This window comes from Tabrizicola sp., assembly GCF_016792905.1.
Lineage (GTDB): Bacteria > Pseudomonadota > Alphaproteobacteria > Rhodobacterales > Rhodobacteraceae > Tabrizicola.
In genome coordinates, this window is sequence record NZ_JAEULP010000045.1 from 24169 (window position 1) to 44601 (window position 20433).

20 protein-coding genes are annotated in these 20433 nt (G+C 63.4%); 7 read left to right on the top strand and 13 right to left on the bottom strand.

The features are described 5' to 3' along the window. Positions 1 to 19 precede the first annotated feature (19 nt). Together cueR and JNL31_RS09715 are read right to left on the bottom strand one after the other, a co-directional pair. Positions 20 to 442: a Cu(I)-responsive transcriptional regulator gene (gene cueR / locus JNL31_RS09710; RefSeq protein ID WP_294972784.1), complete on the bottom strand. Its 423-nt coding sequence runs from the start codon at positions 440 to 442 to the stop codon at positions 20 to 22. Beyond that, positions 442 to 2877, bottom strand: coding sequence for a heavy metal translocating P-type ATPase (locus tag JNL31_RS09715; protein WP_294972760.1), 2436 nt, complete (start codon positions 2875 to 2877; stop codon positions 442 to 444). The genes cueR and JNL31_RS09715 overlap by 1 nt, the downstream gene beginning before the upstream one ends. 244 nt (positions 2878 to 3121) lie before the next feature. Here JNL31_RS09715 and JNL31_RS09720 point away from each other — a divergent pair, with 244 nt between their 5' ends. Continuing rightward, positions 3122 to 5575: an AMP-binding protein gene (locus JNL31_RS09720; protein ID WP_294972762.1), complete on the top strand. Its 2454-nt coding sequence runs from the start codon at positions 3122 to 3124 to the stop codon at positions 5573 to 5575. Here JNL31_RS09720 and cysA read toward each other — a convergent pair. From cysA to JNL31_RS09750, 6 genes are all read right to left on the bottom strand, one after another. Next, entirely contained in the window at positions 5545 to 6264 is a 720-nt protein-coding gene (gene cysA / locus JNL31_RS09725; RefSeq protein ID WP_294972764.1) for a sulfate ABC transporter ATP-binding protein, read from the bottom strand. The genes JNL31_RS09720 and cysA overlap by 31 nt on opposite strands. Positions 6265 to 6275: 11 nt before the next feature. Further along, positions 6276 to 7136: a sulfate ABC transporter permease subunit CysW gene (gene cysW / locus JNL31_RS09730; protein ID WP_294972765.1), complete on the bottom strand. Its 861-nt coding sequence runs from the start codon at positions 7134 to 7136 to the stop codon at positions 6276 to 6278. Further along, positions 7129 to 7965 (bottom strand): sulfate ABC transporter permease subunit CysT, encoded by an 837-nt coding sequence (gene cysT / locus JNL31_RS09735; RefSeq protein WP_294972766.1) that lies wholly within the window; start codon positions 7963 to 7965, stop codon positions 7129 to 7131. Before cysT ends, cysW begins: the two co-directional genes overlap by 8 nt. A gap of 62 nt (positions 7966 to 8027) precedes the next feature. Then, a complete protein-coding gene (locus tag JNL31_RS09740) occupies positions 8028 to 9143 on the bottom strand; it encodes a sulfate ABC transporter substrate-binding protein (RefSeq protein WP_294972785.1) in 1116 nt (371 codons plus the stop codon). Positions 9144 to 9214: 71 nt separating this feature from the next. Then, positions 9215 to 9466 carry a hypothetical protein gene (locus JNL31_RS09745; RefSeq protein ID WP_294972767.1) on the bottom strand — a complete coding sequence of 84 codons (252 nt, stop codon included), beginning with the start codon at positions 9464 to 9466 and terminating at the stop codon, positions 9215 to 9217. Between the two features lie 185 nt (positions 9467 to 9651). After that, the gene (locus JNL31_RS09750; protein WP_294972768.1) at positions 9652 to 10110 is read right to left on the bottom strand and encodes an Rrf2 family transcriptional regulator; all 459 of its coding nucleotides are present in this window, start codon (positions 10108 to 10110) and stop codon (positions 9652 to 9654) included. 196 nt (positions 10111 to 10306) lie between these two features. Between JNL31_RS09750 and JNL31_RS09755 the strand changes: the two genes are divergently transcribed. Then, positions 10307 to 10780: an Lrp/AsnC family transcriptional regulator gene (locus JNL31_RS09755; protein ID WP_294972769.1), complete on the top strand. Its 474-nt coding sequence runs from the start codon at positions 10307 to 10309 to the stop codon at positions 10778 to 10780. 98 nt (positions 10781 to 10878) lie between these two features. Here the strand turns inward: JNL31_RS09755 and JNL31_RS09760 are convergent, their stop codons facing one another. The 4 genes from JNL31_RS09760 to JNL31_RS09775 form a co-directional block, all read right to left on the bottom strand. Further along, on the bottom strand, positions 10879 to 11097 hold the full coding sequence (locus tag JNL31_RS09760; protein WP_294972770.1) for a hypothetical protein: 219 nt from the start codon (positions 11095 to 11097) through the stop codon (positions 10879 to 10881). Between the two features lie 31 nt (positions 11098 to 11128). Next, complete coding sequence (locus JNL31_RS09765) at positions 11129 to 11290, bottom strand: hypothetical protein (protein ID WP_294972771.1); 162 nt, start codon at positions 11288 to 11290, stop codon at positions 11129 to 11131. Next, positions 11287 to 11856, bottom strand: coding sequence for an alpha/beta fold hydrolase (locus JNL31_RS09770; RefSeq protein WP_294972772.1), 570 nt, complete (start codon positions 11854 to 11856; stop codon positions 11287 to 11289). Before JNL31_RS09770 ends, JNL31_RS09765 begins: the two co-directional genes overlap by 4 nt. A 159-nt stretch (positions 11857 to 12015) precedes the next feature. Further along, complete coding sequence (locus JNL31_RS09775) at positions 12016 to 12882, bottom strand: MurR/RpiR family transcriptional regulator (RefSeq protein ID WP_294972774.1); 867 nt, start codon at positions 12880 to 12882, stop codon at positions 12016 to 12018. Positions 12883 to 13007: 125 nt separating this feature from the next. Here JNL31_RS09775 and JNL31_RS09780 point away from each other — a divergent pair, with 125 nt between their 5' ends. The 5 genes from JNL31_RS09780 to JNL31_RS09800 are packed head-to-tail and all read left to right on the top strand — an operon-like array spanning position 13008 to position 17892. After that, a complete protein-coding gene (locus JNL31_RS09780; RefSeq protein WP_294972775.1) occupies positions 13008 to 14027 on the top strand; it encodes a spermidine/putrescine ABC transporter substrate-binding protein in 1020 nt (339 codons plus the stop codon). Then, positions 14028 to 15095: an ABC transporter ATP-binding protein gene (locus JNL31_RS09785; protein WP_294972776.1), complete on the top strand. Its 1068-nt coding sequence runs from the start codon at positions 14028 to 14030 to the stop codon at positions 15093 to 15095. It abuts the gene before it with no gap. Further along, positions 15095 to 15979 (top strand): ABC transporter permease, encoded by an 885-nt coding sequence (locus JNL31_RS09790; protein ID WP_294972777.1) that lies wholly within the window; start codon positions 15095 to 15097, stop codon positions 15977 to 15979. Before JNL31_RS09785 ends, JNL31_RS09790 begins: the two co-directional genes overlap by 1 nt. Then, positions 15972 to 16808 (top strand): ABC transporter permease, encoded by an 837-nt coding sequence (locus JNL31_RS09795; protein WP_294972778.1) that lies wholly within the window; start codon positions 15972 to 15974, stop codon positions 16806 to 16808. The genes JNL31_RS09790 and JNL31_RS09795 overlap by 8 nt, the downstream gene beginning before the upstream one ends. A gap of 1 nt (position 16809) precedes the next feature. Continuing rightward, entirely contained in the window at positions 16810 to 17892 is a 1083-nt protein-coding gene (locus JNL31_RS09800; RefSeq protein WP_294972780.1) for a P1 family peptidase, read from the top strand. 168 nt (positions 17893 to 18060) lie between these two features. Here the strand turns inward: JNL31_RS09800 and JNL31_RS09805 are convergent, their stop codons facing one another. Beyond that, positions 18061 to 19968, bottom strand: coding sequence for a potassium transporter Kup (locus JNL31_RS09805; RefSeq protein ID WP_294972781.1), 1908 nt, complete (start codon positions 19966 to 19968; stop codon positions 18061 to 18063). Between the last annotated feature and the right edge of the window lie 465 nt (positions 19969 to 20433).

A 20433-nucleotide genomic window follows, 5' to 3' on the forward strand; every position in this document is an offset into this window, starting at 1 on the left:
AACGATTTTCCGTTGGCAGTCAGTTTTTCGTTGTGCTGCAATGATTTGCCGCAACCCTTCCCCCAAGATCGTCGAGAATCGGGCAGTCCGGACGGGCGTCTCCGGCGCAGGCATGGACCAGATGCTCCAGCGCCGCCTTCATCTCCATCATCTCGCGGATGCGGGTTTCCAGCGCTTCGATCTGCCCTTCGGCAAGCCGTTTCACGTCGGCACTCGCCCGCTCCCGGTCGCGCCACAGCGCCAAGAGGTCGCCGACCTTTTCCATCGGAAAGCCGAGGTCGCGGGCCCGGCGGACGAAGCGCAGGACCTGCACTTCCTTCGGCCCATAGGTGCGGTAGCCCGACCCCGTGCGCCCGGCGGGCGGGATCAGTCCGGTCTCCTCGTAGTAGCGGATCATCTTCGCCGACACACCCGAGGCACGGGCGGCTTCGCCGATGTTCATCATGCGCGGGCTCCATAGCGTTTCAGCCGCAGGGCGTTGGTGAGGACGAAGACCGAGGACATCGCCATCGCGCCCGCCGCCAGCACCGGGGACAGCAGGATGCCGAAGGCCGGATACAGCACACCAGCGGCGACCGGGATCAAGGCGGCGTTGTAGGCGAAGGCCCAGAACAGGTTCTGCCGGATGTTCCGCATCGTCGCGCGGGACAGGCCGATGGCGTCGGCCAGTGCGGGCAGGCGGCCCGAGACCAGCACCACATCCGCCGCCTCGATGGCGATATCGGTGCCGGTGCCCATGGCGATGCCGACATCCGCCTCGGCCAGAGCGGGCGCGTCGTTGATCCCGTCGCCCGCGAAGGCCAGCGCGCCTTGCGCCTTCAGCTTGTGCAGCGCCTCGACCTTGCCCTCGGGCGTGACCTCGGCCACCACCTCGTCGATGCCAAGGTCGCGCGCGATGGCCCGCGCCGTGCGGGCATTGTCGCCCGAGATCATGGCTAGCCTCAGCCCCAGCGCCTTCAGCGCCGCAATCGCTTGCGGCGTGGTCGGTTTCACCGTATCCGCCACCGCCAGCAGCGCCACTGCCATGCCGTCCCGCGCGGCATAGATCGGGCTTTCGCCCCGGTCAGCCAGCCGCTCGGCCTCGGCAATGAAGGCCACGATGTCCACGCCCCGCTTGCCCATCTCGTGCGCGGACCCCAGCGCGATTTCCGACCCGCCGACCCGCGCCGAGACGCCGTGACCCGGCTTGGCAAGGAACCCCTCGACGGCAGGCAAGGCCATCCCCTCCGCCGCTGCAACGATGGCCCGCGCCACGGGATGCTCCGACTGCGCCTCGACCGCAGCGAGGACCGGCAGCAGCGCATCCTTCGTCTCCCCCCTTGCGGGCTGGAAAGTGGTCAGCACCGGCTTGCCCTCAGTCAGCGTCCCGGTCTTGTCGAAGGCCACGACCTGCACGCCTTGCAGCGCCTGCAACGCCTCGCCCTTGCGGAACAGGACGCCCAGTTCTGCCCCCCTCCCCGTGCCCACAAGGATCGAAACCGGCGTCGCTAGCCCCATTGCGCAGGGGCAGGCGATGATCAGGACGGCCACCCCGTTGACCAGCGCCATCGGCAGCGCCGGTGCAGACCCAAAGACCAGCCAGGCCAGGAAGGTCAGCGCCGCGACAGCCATCACCGCCGGGACGAACCACAGCGTCACCTTGTCAACCAGCGCCTGGATCGGCAGCTTGCCGCCCTGCGCAGCCTCGACCATGCGGATGATCCGCGACAGCATCGTGTCGGCGCCGACCGCCACCGCCTCCATCACCAGCGCCCCGGTCTGGTTCACCGTGCCGCCGATCACCCGGTCGTCCGCATGCTTTTCCACCGGCAGAGGTTCACCTGTCACCATCGACTCATCGATCCAGCTCGTTCCTTCCGCCACCCGCCCATCCACCGGCACCCGTTCCCCCGGCCGCAACTCCAGAAGATCGCCGGGGCGCAGCTCGGCCACCGACACATCCCGCACCTGCCCCTCGCGCCGCAGATGCGCCAGGGCCGGTTGCAGCCCCACCAGCCGCTCGATGGCGCGCGAGGACCGACCCTTTGCCCGCGCCTCCAAGAGCCGCCCGAGCAGGATCAGCGTCACGATCATCGCCGCCGCCTCAAAATAGACCGCGACAGAACCGGGAGGCAGCAGCCCGGGCAGGAAGGTCGCCAGCGTCGAATAGACCCAGGCTGCGCCAGAACCGACGGCCACCAGCGACGACATGTCCGGCGCACCCTTCACCAGCGCCGGGATGCCCTTGACGAAGAACCGGCGCCCCGGCCCCGCCAGCACCAGCGTCGTCAGAGCGAACTGGATCAGCCAGCTCGTCCCCTGCCCGATGGTCATCATCACCCAGTGGTGGAAAGACGGGCTCATGTGGCCACCCATCTCCAGCACGAAGACCGGCAGGGTCAACAGAGCCGCCAGGACCAGATCGCGTGTCAGCCCTTCGGCCTCGCGTTCGCGGCGATGGGCGGGTGTTTCGGCATCCCTCTCCGCAACCCGCGCGTCATACCCCGCGCCCTTGATCGCAGCGACGAGGGCAGAGGCATCGACCATCCCTTCGACGCGCGCGCTTTCGGTTGCGAGGTTCACATGGGCGACGGAAACTCCCGGCACCGCCTTCAGGGCGCGTTCCACCCGGGCCACGCAGGAGGCACAGGTCATACCGTCGATGGACAATTCCTGCGTGCGCAACGGGACTGCGTAGCCCGCTGCAGCGACCGCGCGGATCAGTGCGTCAGCGGGTGCGATACCTTTGATTTCAGCACTTTCCGTGGCCAGATTGACGGCAGCGGATGAAACCCCGGGAACGGCTTTCAAGGCCCGTTCGACACGACCCGTGCAGGACGCGCAGGTCATCCCCTCGATAGGTAACGAAAGTGTGGTTTCCGTTGGAGATAAGGTCATGGTCCAGTCTTCCTTGGCCGGGGACCATCTGCATATGGGGGTTCCCATGATGGGAAGGTCAAGGGCTCCGGTAAAGATTTTCTGGGGTCAAAAGAGTGGACCATATTAAAAGGTGCAGGCGCAGCCTGACTGGACAGGATGCCACTTCCAGACAAGACCGCTTTCGCGACAAAATTTCGTCACCAAACCAAGTTAGACGCCCAGAGCAAGTACTTCATGCGGAAAAGACATTGCAGGCCCAGTGATGAATACTGAAAAGATTCAGTCGACTGCGGTTGTCCGCAGAAACTCCATCACCTTCGTCGAACAAGTCTTCGCCCTTTATGCCGCGCGTCGGCCACTGGTGCTGGTGTCCAGTGCTGCGCAGGTGGACCACTTGCCGGGTCTCGCCATCGACCGCTGCATCGACCCGGGCGAGAAATCGGGCTGGTTCACGGCGCATCACCCGGTAGTCCTGGATGATTTGCCGGCTCAGGTCAGTTACACCTCGGGCACCGAGGGCCTGCCCAAGGGTATCCTTCTGAGCTATCGCAACCTCGGCTACACCACCGAGCGGATCATCGAACAGATGCAGCTGACCGCCGAGGTCCGCGAATATGTCGGCGTCCCGGCAACCTTCAGCTTCGGAATGGCGCGGTATCGCGCAGTCAGTGCGGTGGGTGGCAAGGCCTATCTGCCGCCACGCGGCTTTGATCCCTTGGAACTTGCCCGCATGCTGACGGCGGGAGAGGTCAACGCCCTGTCCGCGGTGCCCACCCTGTTGCGCATTCTTCTCGCGGATCCGGCAATCATCGGTCCGGCGGGCAAGAAGCTCCGCTGGATGGAAATCGGCTCGCAGCACATGACGGCAGACGAGAAGCGCCGCATCCGCGAGATTTTTCCGAATGCGCTGATCGTTCAGCACTATGGGCTGACCGAAGCCTCGCGCAGCACCTTTCTGCAGATCTCCGACGCCCCCGACGCGGTGCTGGAATCAGTCGGTCGACCGGTCGGCGATGGAGAAATCCAGCTGGCGCCGGATGGACGTATCCGCATTCGCGGCCCGCAGGTGGCGAAATTCCGCGTGGATGGAGAGGGACTGCACGATCTGACCGATGCCGATGGCTGGTTGCAGACGAACGATCTTGGTCGTCTGCAGGACGGCTTCCTGTTCTTCGATGGCCGCGCCGACGACCTGATCAATTGCGGCGGCCAGAAGGTTGTGCCGGACCAGCTGGAGGAACGCATCCGGTCGCGCGTCCGATCGGGAATGCAGATTGCGGTTGCCAAGGTCCCGGACGCCCAGCGCGGTGACGGGGTGCTGGTCGCACTGGTCGGCGAGGCCGATGCGGTCGCGCAGGTGAAGGCCGCCGCGACCGAAGCGCTGCAGGAGATGGGCATTTCGGCTGGCAGCTCGCTGCATGTACTCGCGCTAGACAGCCTTCCGGTAACAGGTACCGGAAAGGTCCAGCGCCGGGTGCTGGCCGAGCAGTTCGCACTGCGGAAAGTCACTGACCCGCAGCCGCCACCCCGGAGCGAGGACGAGATCGAGGACGTGAAGTCGCTGTTCCAGTTCGAATTTCCGGGCCAGGACGTTGGCGACCACGATACGTTCGAAACACTGGGCGGCGACTCACTGCACTACATCCAGTTCTCGCTGGCTTTCGAAAGCCACTTCGGCCAGTTGCCTGACCAGTGGGAAAAACTGACGGTCGCGGAGCTTCAGCAGCAGGTCCAGGTCACGGACAAGTCAACCTGGCGCCGGCTGGAGTCGGTCACGCTGACGCGGGCGTTCTTCATGATCTGCATCATCGCCCTGCATACGAATGCCTTTGTCTATAGCGCCAACTGGTGTGCAGCCTATTTCCTGATGATGCTGGCGGGCTATTCCGTCGCCCGCTTCCAGCTGCCCGAGATCATCCGCTCGGGAAGTGTCCGGACGTTGTGGGGCACAATCCGCTTCGTGGCTGTCCCGACGATCCTCATGGATGCCTTGCTGGAGATGGTGACCCGGAACTTCGAGTTGCCTTCGCTGCTTCTGGTGTCCAACTACCAGGATCCCAGCGCCATCCGTGGCTACACATTCTACTTCGTCGAGTTCTACCTGCAGTTGCTTGTGCTTTCGGCCATTCTGTTCTCCTTTGAACGAGTGCGAGAGGCCTTCCGGCAGCGTCCGATACTGAGTGCCGTCGTCCTCTTCCTGGTCGTCGTCGCAATCGACCGGACCGTGGAATCGATTTGGAACGGCGATTACAACTATCATCGGACGCCGTGGCATTACGGCTGGTGCTTCGCGCTCGGCATAATCATGGCTTCGGCCAAGGACCTGAAGACCCGTTTGTTCGCCTTTGCGCTTGCGATCGTCTGCTCGCTGCTGGTCTGGCAACTCACCTCGGCGGCCTTCTATGTGATCGGCGGATCCGCCATCGTGCTTTTCGTGCGCTCGATCGTCGTACCCGCGCCGGCAAAGGTGGTTATTGCCGAGATCGCGGGCGCTTCGATGTTCGTATATCTCAGCCACTTCCAGATCATTTCATTGGTGGAGAAATCGTTCGGCAAGCCGCACCCGTGGCTGGAACTGACCTTGTCGATCTTCGTGGGCATCGGCGTTGCGCGCTTCTACATCGGGCTGGAACGGAAGATCCTGCGGCTTGGCAATCCGCGGAGAATGCCTGAGAGCCTGGGGCCTCAGACGCTGATGAATTCCCGGACGAATTGAGACGCCGGCTTTGCACGGATATCTTGCGGCTTGCCGATCTGTTCGATCCGTCCCATTGACATAACGACCACCAGATCTGCCAGTTCCATCGCTTCGTCCTGATCATGGGTCACGAAGACCGTTGTAAGCCCGGTCTCGTCATGAATGTCGCGCAAGCCCTGGCGAAGCTCCTTGCGGACCTTGGCGTCAAGGGCTCCGAAGGGTTCGTCAAGCAGCAGCATCCGGGGTTCGATGGCAAGTGCACGCGCGAGGGCGACGCGCTGGCGCTGACCGCCGGAGAGCTGGCTTGGATAGCGGGAGCCAATGTCTGGCAACTGGATCAGGTCGAGCAGTTTGGTCACGCGGCGCGAAATCTCCGCGCGTGGCGGACGTGAGGCGCGGGGTCGGGCGTCCAGGCCGTAGGCGATGTTCTCGAAGACCGTCATGTGGCGAAAAAGCGCGTAAGACTGAAAGACAAACCCGGCGCGGCGATCCTGCACGGAAAGGCCGGTGGCATCCTGCCCATCGAAGAGAACACGGCCAGATGTCGGGTATTCAAGGCCCCCGAGAATGCGCAGAAGCGTGGTCTTGCCCGAGCCGGACGGACCGAGGAGGGCCACGAGCGCGCCGGAGGGGATTGCGAGGGAGACGGGGTGCAGGGCGGCGGTGATGCCAAACTGCTTGGAGATTTCGTCGATTTCGATGTGCATGGCAGGTCCCCCTAGTGGCGGCGGGTGGCGGCAAGCGCGTCGGCGTGCCGGATTTCGAGAAAGGTTTTCAGGCCCAAAGTAAGGAACCCGAGGAAGGCCAGGACGGCGGCGAGGGTGAAGGCCGCAACGGAAAGGTACTCGTTGTAGAGCATCTCTATGGTGATCGGCATGGTCGCAGTCTGGCCGCGGATCTTGCCCGAGACGACAGCGACGGCACCGAATTCCCCCATCGCGCGGGCGTTGCAAAGAAGTATGCCGTAGAGCAGCGCCCAGCGGATGTTCGGCAGCGTCACCGTGAAGAACGTGCGCCAGCCACTGGCTCCGAGTGTCAGGGCCGCCTCTTCCTCGGCCCGGCCCTGTTCGATCATGACCGGGATCAGCTCGCGCGCGACGAAGGGGAAGGTCACGATCATCGATGCGAGGACGATACCTGGAAGGGCGAAGACGATCGGGTAGCCCGCGTCGACCATCATCCCGCCGATCCAGCTGTTCGCCCCGAAGGTCAGGACGACGCAGAGGCCGACGACCACGGGGGAGACGGAGAAGGGCAGGTCGATAAGGGTGAGGAGCAGGGCTTTCCCACGGAAATCGTACTTGGTGATGAACCAGGCGGCGGCGACGCCGAAGATCGCGTTCAAGGGCACGGCGATGGCGGCGACCGTCAGGGTCAGGCGGATGGCCGAGATGCCCTCGGGGTCGGCCAGCGAGGAGGCGGCCTTCCACCACCCCTCGCGCAGGGCCTCGTAGAAGACGGTGACGAGGGGCGCGAAGAGGAGCAGCGCCAACACGACGAGGACGCCGCCGATCAGCAGGCGGCGGACGACTGGCGTTTCCTCGGTTGCGGGGCGCCAGGTGGCGGGGGCGTCAGACATAACCAATTCTCCGGCGGCTCCAGACCTGGATCGCGTTGATGAGAAGGAGAAGCGCGAAGGAGATGACCAGCATGGCGATGCCGATGGCGGTCGCTCCTTCGTAGTTGAACTCTTCCAGCTTGATGACGATCAGGAGGGGGGCGATTTCCGTCTTCATCGGCAGGTTGCCTGCGATGAAGATGACGCTGCCGTACTCACCCACGGCGCGCGCGAGCGACAGCGCGAAACCCGTCAGCGCTGCGGGCGAAAGCATCGGCAGGATCACCCGGCGGATCGTGTGCACACGGGAGGCGCCGAGGGTGGCTGAGGCTTCCTCGACCTCGCGCTCGATCTCGTCGATCACCGGCTGGACGGTGCGGACGACGAAGGGAAGGCCCACGAAGACCAAGGCGATGAAGATGCCAGAGGGGGTATAGGCGATCTTGAAACCGAGGTCCTTTGCCAGCGCGCCGAAGGCGCCGTTCGGGGCGTAGAGAGCAGTCAGCGCGATACCGGCAACGGCGGTGGGCAGGGCGAAGGGCAGGTCGACGGCGGCGTCGATCAGGCGGCGGCCCGGGAAGCGATAGCGGGCCAGCACCCAGGCAAGTGCCACGCCGAAGACGAGGTTGAATAGCGCGGCAAGGAACGACAGCCGGAACGAAAGCCAGAGCGAGGCCCAGATGCGGGGGGTGTTCACCTCGATCCACAGCCGTTCCGGGCCGGCAAAGGCACCCTTCATAAGAAGGGCGCCGATGGGCAGGAGGACCACCAGAGAGAGGAGGGTGATCGTGATCCCGGCACTGATCCCGAGACCGGGGATCGGAGATCGGTGGATGAGGGGTCTGCCCATTGGTTTTCCCATGCAAGGCGGGCCGGCACCGGGATGCCGACCCGTTGGGTCAGGAGGAACGGTTACTGCCCGACGTAGATCTGGTCGAAGACGCCGCCGTCGGCGAAGTGCTTGGCCTGCACGTCCTTCCAGCCACCGAACGAGGCGATGTCGCGCAGTTCCAGCTGCGGGAAGCGGGCGACGTCTTCAGGCGCGGCTTTCGAGGTATCCCAGCCGCGGTAGTAGTCCTTGAAGATGATCGCCTGGGCTTCCGGGGTATAGAGGAAGTTCAGGTAGGCCTCGGCCAGCTTGCGCTGATCGTCGGTCTTGATGTTGGCCTCGACCAGCGCCACGGGCGGTTCGGCCAGGACCGAAACCGAGGGCACGACGATGTCGAACTGGTCGTCGCCAAGCTCGTTCAGGGCCAGATAGGCTTCGTTCTCCCAAGCCAGAAGCACATCACCGATGCCACGCTGGGCGAAGGTGGTCGTGCTGTCGCGCGCCCCTTTGTCCAGAACCGGGACATGCTCGAACAGCGACTTGACGAAGGCCTGCGGGTCCTGGCCGTTCTTTTCGGCCCAGGCCCAGGCGGCAAGGTAGTTCCAGCGCGCGCCTCCGCTCGTCTTCGGGTTCGGCGTGATCACTTCCACTCCTTCCTTGGTCAGGTCGCCCCAGTCCTTGATGCCCTTGGGGTTGCCCTCACGAACGAGGAAGACGATGGTCGAGGTGTAGGGCGAGGAGTTGTGCGGCAGCTTCGACTGCCAGTCTTCCGGCAGCTTGCCCTCCTTGGCGATCTTGTCGATGTCGGCGGCAAGAGCAAGGGTCACGACCTGGGCGTCGAGCCCTTCGATCACCGCGCGGGCCTGGCTACCCGAGCCGCCATGCGACTGCTCGATGGTCGGCGCCTCGTTGCCCTGGGCAGTCCACCAGGCAATGAAAGCCTCGTTCAGGTCGCGATACAGCTCGCGGGTCGGGTCGTAGCTGACGTTGAGGAGGCTTTCGGCAGCAACCGGCGCCGGGGCCGCACCAAGGCCCAGCGTGGCGATGGCGGCGGCGGCGACTAGGCCCTTGAGGCGGCCGATGGGCCAGCCGGTCAGGCGACGCAATCCGTCGGCAATGGTGACGCGGCCGTCGTCATGGCGTTCGGCAACGGGGCCTTGCGCACTCACGGTGCCGGCGAGGGTGATGGTGGCGAGCATGGTCTTCTCCTTGGTCGGAAAGGGGCGGTAGGGCATCAGGCCCAGAACGGTCTGCGGCAGGTGAAACTGGGTCACGACGGCTCTCCGATCGGTTCGACGCGGGCTTCCCAGACCGAGGCGTCGCGGCCTTCAAGGAGGTCCGCGACGGCTTCGGCGGGATTGCGGGTGAAGATCACCAGCGGGCTGCCATTGACCCGGTGGGTCAGGCCGGTACGGCGGTCGATCAGCCGGACGGCACAGGTGGCGCGAGGGGTCCGGGGCATGGCGGTCAGCGCCAGCCCGGCCTGTCCGTAGACAGTGCGGGGGGATACGGCTGCAGTCATCATCCTTGTCCTTCGCTATGGGTGGGCATCTGCCCGGTGCCATTAATAACGACAGGAGTAGTCGAGTATTGCAAAGGAAAATACTCGCTGAATTTTGTCGTGATTAGAGAATGGAATTCTACGCCAGCGCTCCGGCGACTCAGCCGTGAGTTGAGCGGGAGTCGGGGGAATTCAGTGAGTTGCGACTACTCGGCCGCGCCAAGAACCTGATCGGCGACCGCGCCAGACCGCAGCATGTCTTCCAGCGTCAGCGAGTCGATGATCAGGAGGTAGGACCAGAACACCTCGGCAAAGACCTTCCGGATGCGGCAGGTCGCTTCGTCGGTGCAATCCTCGCAGCGCTGGTAGGCCCGACGCGACAGGCAGGGCAACGGTGCGATTGGCCCGTCGATCGTCCGCAGAAGTTCCGAGATCGAGATGTCGGACGGTCGCTTGATCAGGCTGTAGCCCCCCGACCGCCCGCGGATCGAGGCGATCACTCCGGCGTTGCGCACCTCGAGCAGGATATGTTCCAGGAACCGCTTCGGGGTGCCGGAGCGCTTGGCGATCTGTTCGATCGTCAGCGCCTGCGGGTCGGGCCTCGCCGCCTCGTCCGCCAGGGCCAGAAGCGCCTTGAGGGCATATTTCATCTTCTGCGTGATCATGGTGCGACGCTACGCCCGGCAATGTCGAGAATCAACGTCGCGATTGGCGATTCTGGCGCGCTTCTCTGCTTCTGTGTCGGAAAAACACCGAGGAAAGGCCAAGAAAACAAGGTGAAAGCATATACACGATCAAACCTATAGACTTTTACTTCTTTTACGCCATGCTTGCGTAAAGACCCTGCGAAAGGCCGACGACATGACCGAGCTGGACCTGATCGACCGCAAGATCGTCGCCGAATTGATGCGCGATGCGACCATGCCCATCGCCCAGATCGCCGACAAGGCGGGCCTTTCGCAGACCCCGTGCTGGAAACGCATCCAGAAGCTGGAGGCGACCGGAGTCCTTGCCGGCCGGGTGGCTCTGGCTGACCCGGAAAAGCTTGGCTTCGGGCTTACCGTCTTCGTCGGGATCGAGGCCCCGGACCATTCTTCCGACTGGCGCGGATCCTTCGCGAAAGCGGTCGAAACCATCCCCGAGATCATGGAAGTGTACCGGATGGCAGGCGAACTGGACTATCTTCTCCGCGTCGCGGTGTCCGACATGTCGGCCTACGATACGCTCTACAAGCGCCTGACGGATGCGGTGCCGATCAAGAACGTGACCTCGCACTTCGCGATGGAGCGGATGAAGTACACCACCGCCTACCCGGTCGACACCCGCAATCGCTGACCCTGCAAGGCGCGACATGCAGCCCTGTTCCTCTCTGGGCGGCTGAAGCGGTCCTGTGCAATAGCCGGGCCGCCTGCTGCCTGCCGGTCAGCCGTGGGCTACGGTCGGGAGCCGGTATCGCTGTTCGCGGCGTTCCATTGATCCGCGCGAATGATTGCGTCCGGCCCCGGCTTCAGGCCGAGCCAACCGGCAAGAATGGCAGCGACCAGGATAATCGACACTGCAAGCACGCGCGAAACATGGGCGTCGTCGGCCCGCCGGGCGGGCGATTGGGCAAAGATCTCCAGGAAATGCTGGTCGAACCGTCCGTCGATCATTTTCACCCTCCGATCCGGGGAGCAGTCCCCGTCATGGTGCCAAAGTCGCGCGCGCAGCGTCGACAAGCTGGTCGCCGGATCGCAGGCCCGGAGCAAGGACCAAGGCCATCGCTGCAAGGTAGATCGCCGCGAAGAGTGCCAGGGAGGCATAGCCGGTTCGGCCTGCGCCAGGATTGCGGAACAGGCGGCTCATGCCGGAATCCTCGCCGTGCTGATCTTGGCGCCATGTCGCGGTGCGCTTCTGCACAAAAGTTCGTCCCGGTACCGTTTGCCATCCTCCCAGGGACCGAAACCCGATGCAACGTTGATGTGTCCGGCAAAGCCCATGTCCACCAGGCTGGCATTCCAGGATCGCGCCAGGCTGGCCGCGCGCTGAGCCCGCATCCAGGGATCGTTGCGGCTGGCAATGACGGTGGCTGGAACTCCGAGAGGGCCTTCCGGTATCGGCCCGAAATGGCCGATCCTGTCGCTGCCCGAGGTTTCTGCCGGTGCGACAAGCAGCGCGGCGCGCACCTTCAGTTGCGGCCACTTTTTCAACAGGCGGGCAATCAGAACGGAACCCAGGGAATGGCCCACGAGAATCGAATCCGGATGATGCAGGACCATCGAGGCAAGCTCGGTTTCCCAGACTGCGGGAACAGGGCGCGAAAGGTCGGACAGATCGACCATCAGGGCACGCGGGTCGGTCGCCGCCCACCAGTGCTGCCAGTGCGGCGCCGGAGAGCCATCGAGCCCGGGGACAATCAGTGTCTTGGTCATCACATGTCCTTCCGGAATGGCGAATCTGCGATGATTAATATCTATCAGGTCAGTCGTGTTTGAATGTTCCAAAGGCTGGGCCAGAAAGAGAAACGCGTTCTCTGTCGTCCCGCACCACACTGCGAACAGGTTGCGGCCCAAGGGCCCCGAATCGTTGATCTAGTAGAGGCCCAGTCCCCGCATGATTGGCGGCCAATCCTTGATCCGCTTTCTCGCCTTTTCCGGCGCACGACCGGCGACCTCGTGGATAATCACGTTCATCAGCGTGGTCATCGGCCCTGTGCTTTCCAGAAAGGCATCGACCTTGGTGGCCACGTGGAAGACCATCGGCGTTTCCGATCCGGCCCAGGTGTTCAGTTCATCCGTCACCACCACGACCTGCAAGCCAAGTCTGCGCGCGGTTTGGACGATGGGCAGGGCTTCGTGGGCATAGGGGGCCATGTCGATCATGACCAGGCACCGCTTTTCGTCGGCCCGGCGGAACGAGGGGATCCACTCCACCAGCCCACTGTCATGTGGGGACAGGAAGCGGACCGATCCCCGCACGATGGATAGTCGCCGGGCGAAATCCTCGGCGATGCCGCGAATGGTCTGGAAGCCGGTGACGAAAACCTCGTCCGCTGCCGCTATGGCGTCGATGGCCTGCGACCATGCAGGCTTCTCCACCTCATGCGCCAGCGCCAGTACGGCATCGGCATCACGCTTCAGAATCGCACCGATCTCGCCATCAAGCAGGCGGAAATAGCGGTCGGAGGGTGAGACATGCGCATGCACCAGCGCCGCCTGCAGGTCTTCCTTCAGCCCTTGCAACCCCTTGTAGCCAGCGCGTTTCAGGAACCGGCTGACGGTGATCTCGCTAACCCCGGTTCTCGCCGCGATCGAGGCCCCTGTCTCAAGCCCAAGCGTCGACTCATTCAGGATCAGCCACTGGGCGATGATCGCCTCGGATTTGGTCAGGCCACCGGCAACGCTGCGCAACCTTGCAGCAAGCGGCGATTCTTCAGCAGAGGGCAGGATCTCATTCATGGCAGTATTTACAACAAAAGTTACGAATGGTAGCGTTCTGTCATAAACATAACATGCCCGAGTCGGCTCCGCCAAGTCTTTTGACCACCGGCAAACGATCTTGGGGCACCAACCGGGAGAAGATCATGAAGACACTTGCATTGGCCTCCGCGCTCGCCCTGTCGGCCGGTCTGGCACAGGCCGAAGGCACGCTTTCGCTGTACAACTGGGGCGACTACATCAACCCCGAGGTGCTGACTAAGTTCACCGAGGAAACCGGCATCACGGTGACGCTGGACACCTATTCCTCGAACGAGGAGATGCTGGCGAAGATCCAGGCCGGGGCGACCGGATACGACATCGTCTTCCCCTCGGTCCACATGAACGACATCATGATCAAGCTGGGCCTGCTCGAAAAGACCGGCATCAACACGGCTCCCGATTTCAAGAACATCGACCCGGCCTTCTTCCGGGCCAAGGAAGACCCGAACAGCGAATACTGCCTGCCCTACGCCTGGGGCACCGTCGGCATCTTCTACAACGAGGACATCACCGGCCCGATCACCGGCTGGGCGGATTTCTTCGCGATCCCGGAAAAGACCGGGGCGAAGATCACGCTTCTGGACGACATGCGCGAGGTGCTGGCCATCGGTCACATCATGAATGGTACCTCGGTCAACAGCACCGATCCGGCGGAAGTGCAGGCGGCGGCCGATTATGTGCTGGCCCACAAGGCGGCGGTCAACGCCTTCACCTACGAAGTGCCGCCGATGCTGACCTCCGGCGACATCGCGGCCGGGCATTTCTTCGTCGGTGGCAACGTCTTCTTCACCGAAATGCCGAACATCAAGTACATCATCCCGGCCGAGGGCGGCACGATGTATCAGGAAAACATCTGCGTGCTGGCCAGCGCGCCAAACAAGGAAAACGCGAAGAAGTTCCTGGAGTTCTACCTGAAGCCGGAAATCGCCGCGCTGAACGTCGCGCAACAGTTCAACGGGACCCCGAACATTCCTGCCAATGAACTGACGCCCGATATCATCAAGTCGAACGCCAATATCAACGTGGGCGCCGACACGATGACCCGGTTGCAGATCTTCGAGGACATCGGGGCCGCGCTCAAGTTGTACGACCGCGCCTGGAACACGATCCGCACGGCACAATAAATGGCAGCCCTTCTGGAAATCAGCGCGGCGCGACGGGAATTCGTCACCCCCGAGGGGGGCCGTCTGGCCGCCCTCGACGGGGTCGACCTGACGGTCGGCGCGAACGAATTCGTCACGCTCCTTGGCCCCTCGGGCTGCGGCAAGACCACGCTTCTGCGGGCGATCTCGGGATTCGAGGTGCTGGACAACGGCACGATGCGACTGGACGGGATGGACCTGACCGCCCTGCCGCCCTTCCGCCGCCCGGTGAACACGGTGTTCCAGAGCTATGCCTTGTTCGGCCACATGACCGTCGCACGGAACGTGGGCTACGCATTGGAAGTGGCGGGGGTCGGGAAGGCATCCCGTGACGCACAGGTCGCGGAAGCACTGGAAAAGGTCGGCCTCGCGGGCATGGGCGGGCGGCGGCCCGGCCAGCTGTCGGGTGGGCAACGGCAACGGGTGGCGCTGGCCCGCGCGATCATCGCCAAACCCCGGCTTCTGCTGCTGGACGAACCGCTCTCCGCGCTCGACCGCAACCTGCGCCAGCAGATGCAGCTGGAGTTGAAGACGCTGCAACATTCGCTTGGCATCGCCTTCATCTTCGTGACGCACGATCAGGAGGAAGCGCTGACCATGTCCGACCGGATCGTGGTGATGCGCGCCGGAAGAATCGAGCAGATCGGCTCGCCCCGCGACATCTACCGGCATCCGAAGAACCGCTTCGTCGCGGAGTTCATCGGCGAAACCAACCTGTTCCCGGTCACGGTGGACCATGTTGCGGGCAACATTGCCCTGGGGCGCACCGCGGACGGTGTGGAACTCCAGCTCCCGGCCACGGGACGATCGGTCGGCGAGCAGGTCACCGCGATCCTGCGTCCGGCGGACTTCACGCTTGGCACTGCGGGGATTCCCGGACAGGTCACACGGGAGGTCTATCTCGGCTCTGACCTCTACATCTTCGTCCAGCCAAAGGCGGGCGGACCGGAAATCCGCGTGATCGCCCGGGACGGTGCGGGTGCCGCCGAAGGTGCAGCGGTGCATCTGGCCCATGACCCGACCAGCGTGCATGTGCTGGAGGCCGCGTGATGGCGATCAGGCGGCAATCCGTCGTCCTGGGCGTGCTCCTGGCCCCGGTCACGCTCTTCCTCGGCTTCTTCTTCCTGCTTCCGCTTCTCATCATCGCGCTCTACTCGTTCCTCTCCCCCGGGCTCTACGGCGGGGTCGAGTGGACCTTCTACCACTGGAACTACGGTCGCATCTTCGGCTGGGCGGACGGTATCAACGAGATCTTCGAGCCGATCTACCTGCAAATCCTCTGGCGCTCGCTGTCCTTTGCCGCGCTGACGGTCGTGCTGACGCTGATCCTGTGCTACCCGGTCGCCTTCTGGGTCAGCCGCCTGTCGGAGCGCTGGCGGCTGGTGTTCATGTTCCTGATCACCCTGCCCTTCTTCTCCAGTCTGATCGTGCGGCTATACGCCTGGCTTCTGATCCTGAAACCCACCGGGCTCTTCAACACCGCGCTTCTGTCGCTTGGCGTGATCTCGGAGCCGCTGGAAATCCTCTACACCCCCACGGCGGTGGTACTGGGCATGGTCTATGTCATGGTGCCCTTCATGTTCCTGCCGCTCTACTCGGCGGTTGACAATCTTGACCGCGCGCAGGTCGAGGCCTCGCTCGACCTCGGCGCGAACCGCGTTCAGACCTTCCTGAAGGTCATCCTGCCCCAGACTCTGCCGGGCATCATGGGGGGCGCGGTCATCGTCTTCATCCCCTCGGTCGGCAACTTCGTCGTGCCCGATGTCCTGGGCGGCGCGAAGGGGCTGATGATCGGCAACCTGGTCGAACAGCAATTCCTCTCGGCCCGCAACTGGCCCTTCGGCTCGGCCCTGTCGATGATCATCATGGCCGTCGTCCTGACCGTACTCCTGATCTCGGTCACGCGGGCCAGAAAGGCGGGCGGCCATGCGTAACCCGGTTGGATGGGCCGCACTGACGGCGTTCTCGCTGGCGTTCTTCGCCTTTATCTACGCACCCCTCTTCGTGATCATCGGCTATTCGTTCAACTCGAACCCGGTCAACATGATGATCTGGGAGCATTTCACCTTCGACTGGTATGCCGGGCTTCTGGGCCTGGCGGACCGGACGACCGACGTGTCGAACCGCGCGGCCTATGTCGAAAGCACGGGCCAGATGCTGGCCGCGCTGCGCACCTCGCTGACGGTTGCGGTAATCACGACCACAATCTCCACCGTGCTGGGCACGGCCACGGCCATCGCGCTGGCCCGCTACCGGTTCCGGCTGCGCGGGGTCTACAATGGCTTCCTGATGCTGCCGATGATGATGCCCGACATCGTGCTGGGGATCGGGCTTCTGATCTTCTTCGTCACCATAGGCATGAACCTCTCGATGCTGACCATCATCATCGGGCACTGCACCTTCCTCGCCTCCTACGTCTTCATCATCGTCCAGGCCCGCATCGCCGGCATCGACCCGGCGCTCGAGGAAGCCTCGGCCGATCTCGGCGCCTCGGAATGGGTGACGTTGCGCAAAGTGCTTCTGCCGCAGCTGGCCCCCGGCATCCTCGGCGGGGCGCTTCTGGCCTTCGTCATCTCGATGGACGACCTCGTGATCACCTATTTCGTCTCGGGTACCGGGGACACCACGCTTCCGGTCTTCATCTTCGGCATGATTCGCCGCGGGGTGAAGCCCGAGATCAACGCCATCGCCACGCTGATTATCCTCGCCTCGGTGGTGATCGCGGCCCTTGGCCTGTGGCTTCGCAGCAGAAAGACCGACTGACATGACAAGTAATCCCATCCGGCCCCGGGCTCGTGATCTGGGCCTGCCGTTCCTTGGCGCGCCTGGGCCTCTGAACGCGATCACCGACGTGGCTGGCGTGGCGGTCGGATTCTGCACGCTGACCGATCCCTCGCGCAAGATGCGCACCGGGGTCACGGCCATCCTGCCGCGCCCGGGAACCGATCCGCAGCCTGTCTGGGCAGGTCAATACGCCCTGAACGGCAATGGCGAGATGACCGGCACGCACTGGATCAACGATGCAGGGTATTTCCTGGGGCCGATCCTAATTACCAATACGCATGGCGTGGGTGCCGCGCACACCGGGGCGACGCGCTGGATGATCGGGCATTATGCCGACTATTTCCGGGAGCACCACGCCTGGGCGATGCCCGTAGTGGCCGAAACCTATGACGGTGTGCTGAACGACATCAATGCGCTACATGTCCAGCCCGACCACGCTATTGCCGCACTTCAGGCCCGAAGCACCGGCCCGGTCGCCGAGGGCTCGACCGGGGGTGGAAACGGCATGATCGCCTACGAGTTCAAGGGAGGCACGGGTACCGCCTCGCGCCGCATCGAACTTGGCAGCAAGGACTATACGGTGGCAGCACTTGTGCAGGCCAATCACGGCATCCGTTCATGGCTGACCATTCTGGGCAAGCCGGTCGGAAAGCTGGTGCCGGAAGGTGCCTTCTACTCTGGAGAGATGGGCTCGATCATTGTGATCATGGCGACGGACGCCCCGTTGTCGGGCCTTGCGCTGCGCCAGGTTGCCAAAAGGGCCGCGATCGGAATAGGCCGCGGCGGTACCCCCGGAGGCAACAATTCCGGCGACATATTCCTGGCATTCTCCACAGCAAACCCCGGCCCGATGCCGCAATTCGCCGAAGCAATCACATCCCGGCAAGAGCTGAACGTCGAGCTTCTGGACGATCTGTATCTGGCCGCTGTGCAGTCAATTGAAGAAGCGGTCGTCAATGCCATCGTGGCCGGAGAAGACGTGCCGACCGTCAAGCCCGAAGGGATGATCTGCCGGGCATTGGACCTGGAACGCCTGAAGGCCATCTTCGCTGGCCAATCCTAGGGTTCAGCCGGATTTCTCTTCCTGCGCCCGTCGGCATCCCCACGGTGAAGTCCGGACGATGGCGGAACCGCCGGACGGGTGTTGCCGACCATCATCCATCGCAACGGGCGGAAGTCCCCTTTGGATCTCTTTCCGGAAGAACCTGTCCCATTCCCGGCAGGGTGGCGATCAGATGACCATCTGCTGCCCAAGCTCGATCACGCGGTTGACCGGCAGCCGATAGAAGCTCGTTGCATCGGCAGCACTACGCGTCATCGACAGGAAGATCTTCTCCTGCCAGACCGGCAGGCCCTGTTTGCGCCCCGGTTTGAACGACCGGCGGTTCAGGAAGAACGAGGTCGACATGATATCGTACTTGACCCCCATACGCCGGGCCAGAGCCAGGGCCTTTGGCACATTGGTTTCCTCCATGTAGCCGAAGACCAGGTTGATCCGGGTGAAGCGTTCGTTGATCGGCGTGACCTCTACGCGGTCTTCTTCCTCGACATAGGGGGTGTTCGCCATGTTCACACCGACGATAAGGTTTTGCGCATGCAGAACCTGATTGTGCTTGAGATTGTGCAGAAGCGCGGCTGGAGCGACCTCGGGATCGGCGGTCAGGAAGACGGCGGTGCCAGAGACCTCCTTCAGCCGTTTCGATTTCTGGACCGTCATCATGAGCGTGTCGATGCTGACCGCATCCCGACGAGCCTGCGACAACACATGGGCCGAGCCACGCAACCAGGTCCACATCATCAGGCAAAGGCCCGAGGCGATCAGGATCGGCACATAGCCGCCGTCGATGATCTTCGTCGCGTTGGCGATCAGGAACATCACCTCGATCGCCAGCAAGGGGCCGATCACCACATTGGTCAGCAAGGGCGACCAGCCCCAGACCCGCCGGAACAGCACTGTCGCGAGGATCGAGGTGATCACCATGTCGCCCGTCACCGCTATGCCGTAGGCCGAGGCGAGGTTGGACGAGGACTGGAACTGCAGGACCAGGAAGACCACGCCCGCCGCCAGGATCGTGTTGACCTTGGGCAGATAGATCTGCCCGACCTGGCTTTCCGAGGTGTGCAGGATCTCCATCCTTGGCAGAAGGCCCATCCGCACCGCCTGCTTGACCATCGAGAAAGCCCCGGAAATCACCGCCTGGCTCGCGATCACCGTCGCACAGGTGGCCAGAATGACCAGCGGCAACAGAAGCCAGTCGGGTGCCAAACGGAAGAAGGGGTTGTCGGCGGCGTCGGGATGCGCGAGAACCAGCGCGCCTTGGCCCAGGTAGCAAAGTGTCAGGGATGGAAAGACCAGGGCGCCCCATGCGATGCGTATCGGGCGGCGGCCGAAATGGCCCATGTCGGCATAAAGCGCCTCGCCCCCGGTAACGGCCAGGAAGACCGAACCCATCACGACAAGCGAGGACCGGCCGTTCTCGATCAGGAAGAGGATACCGTGATAGGGGTTCACCGCCGCAAAGATCGCCCAGTCGTCTCCGATATGGCGCAGCCCCAGGATGCCGATGGTGAAGAACCAGACCAGCATGATCGGCCCGAACAGGACCGAGACGACCGCCGTACCGAAGCGCTGCACGAAGAACAGGACCAGGATGATGGTCAGGGTAACGGGTACGACGAAGGACTCAAAGCCCGGGGCGACCAGCACCATGCCTTCGACTGCGGACAGGACCGACATCGCCGGGGTGATCATCGCGTCGCCGAAGAACAGAGAAATGCCGACCATGCCGATCCCGATCAGCCAGGTCGGCCGCGTGGACAGCGATTGCTGGATCAACGCGACCAGCGACAGCGTGCCGCCCTCGCCATGGTTGTCGGCCCGCATGACCAGAACCACATACTTGACGGTGACGATCAGGGTCAGCGTCCAAAGGAGCAGCGAGACAATCCCCAGCACCTCGTGCCGCATCAGGCCGTTCGCACTGGCGGTCCGAATTGATTCCCGCATCGCATATAGCGGGCTGGTACCGATATCGCCGTAGACAACCCCGATACAGCCGAGGACCAGAACTGCAAGACTACCCTTGGCGCCATGTTCGGTGGCCGTCGACGTTGAGGCCTCGGTAGACTGTTCGGACATTCGGCACCCCCGGAGCCATGACCGATACTGGATCGGCATCGGAACGGCAAGGTTGGGCAGACGCCGCCTTGCGCTTCCGCCGGATGGGCTGTGGCCGCCACCCGGATTGTCCCCCCCGTCCGTAAGTTGGACTTGGCCGGCTTTCATGGAGAGCGTCCAGCTCGCTTCCCGGGCCTTTCGCTCGAAGATGATCAGGCACTGGAAGCCGCGCGATGCATGTCACTCACGGGAATATGGAGCCCGTCGATGCATCTGGCGACGGCGGTTTCGGCCTGCTGACGGGATCGCCAGGCGGCGGACCGGATCAGTTCTGACTTGATGGCTTTGAAGAACGTTTCCACAGTCGAGATGCCCTGGCACGTCCCGCGACCGCGTTCTCCGCCATGTTCCACGCTCGCTTGATCCAAGGACAAAGCCGGGGCTACTCAAGGGCTTGACGGTGAAAGTGGTGCCAGAGCCGCACTC

Coding starts and splice junctions, on each gene's coding strand:
- JNL31_RS09765 (WP_294972771.1), bottom strand. CDS start 11,290: ATGAGCCGCCTGTTCCGCAATCCTGGCGCAGGCCGAACCGGCTATGCC.
- JNL31_RS09785 (WP_294972776.1), top strand. CDS start 14,028: ATGGCAGCCCTTCTGGAAATCAGCGCGGCGCGACGGGAATTCGTCACC.
- JNL31_RS09760 (WP_294972770.1), bottom strand. CDS start 11,097: ATGATCGACGGACGGTTCGACCAGCATTTCCTGGAGATCTTTGCCCAA.
- cysA (WP_294972764.1), bottom strand. CDS start 6,264: ATGCACATCGAAATCGACGAAATCTCCAAGCAGTTTGGCATCACCGCC.
- JNL31_RS09750 (WP_294972768.1), bottom strand. CDS start 10,110: ATGATCACGCAGAAGATGAAATATGCCCTCAAGGCGCTTCTGGCCCTG.
- JNL31_RS09775 (WP_294972774.1), bottom strand. CDS start 12,882: ATGAATGAGATCCTGCCCTCTGCTGAAGAATCGCCGCTTGCTGCAAGG.
- JNL31_RS09740 (WP_294972785.1), bottom strand. CDS start 9,143: ATGCTCGCCACCATCACCCTCGCCGGCACCGTGAGTGCGCAAGGCCCC.
- cueR (WP_294972784.1), bottom strand. CDS start 442: ATGAACATCGGCGAAGCCGCCCGTGCCTCGGGTGTGTCGGCGAAGATG.
- cysW (WP_294972765.1), bottom strand. CDS start 7,136: ATGTCTGACGCCCCCGCCACCTGGCGCCCCGCAACCGAGGAAACGCCA.
- cysT (WP_294972766.1), bottom strand. CDS start 7,965: ATGGGCAGACCCCTCATCCACCGATCTCCGATCCCCGGTCTCGGGATC.
- JNL31_RS09745 (WP_294972767.1), bottom strand. CDS start 9,466: ATGACTGCAGCCGTATCCCCCCGCACTGTCTACGGACAGGCCGGGCTG.
- JNL31_RS09790 (WP_294972777.1), top strand. CDS start 15,095: ATGGCGATCAGGCGGCAATCCGTCGTCCTGGGCGTGCTCCTGGCCCCG.
- JNL31_RS09715 (WP_294972760.1), bottom strand. CDS start 2,877: ATGACCTTATCTCCAACGGAAACCACACTTTCGTTACCTATCGAGGGG.
- JNL31_RS09780 (WP_294972775.1), top strand. CDS start 13,008: ATGAAGACACTTGCATTGGCCTCCGCGCTCGCCCTGTCGGCCGGTCTG.
- JNL31_RS09755 (WP_294972769.1), top strand. CDS start 10,307: ATGACCGAGCTGGACCTGATCGACCGCAAGATCGTCGCCGAATTGATG.
- JNL31_RS09800 (WP_294972780.1), top strand. CDS start 16,810: ATGACAAGTAATCCCATCCGGCCCCGGGCTCGTGATCTGGGCCTGCCG.
- JNL31_RS09720 (WP_294972762.1), top strand. CDS start 3,122: ATGAATACTGAAAAGATTCAGTCGACTGCGGTTGTCCGCAGAAACTCC.
- JNL31_RS09770 (WP_294972772.1), bottom strand. CDS start 11,856: ATGACCAAGACACTGATTGTCCCCGGGCTCGATGGCTCTCCGGCGCCG.
- JNL31_RS09805 (WP_294972781.1), bottom strand. CDS start 19,968: ATGTCCGAACAGTCTACCGAGGCCTCAACGTCGACGGCCACCGAACAT.
- JNL31_RS09795 (WP_294972778.1), top strand. CDS start 15,972: ATGCGTAACCCGGTTGGATGGGCCGCACTGACGGCGTTCTCGCTGGCG.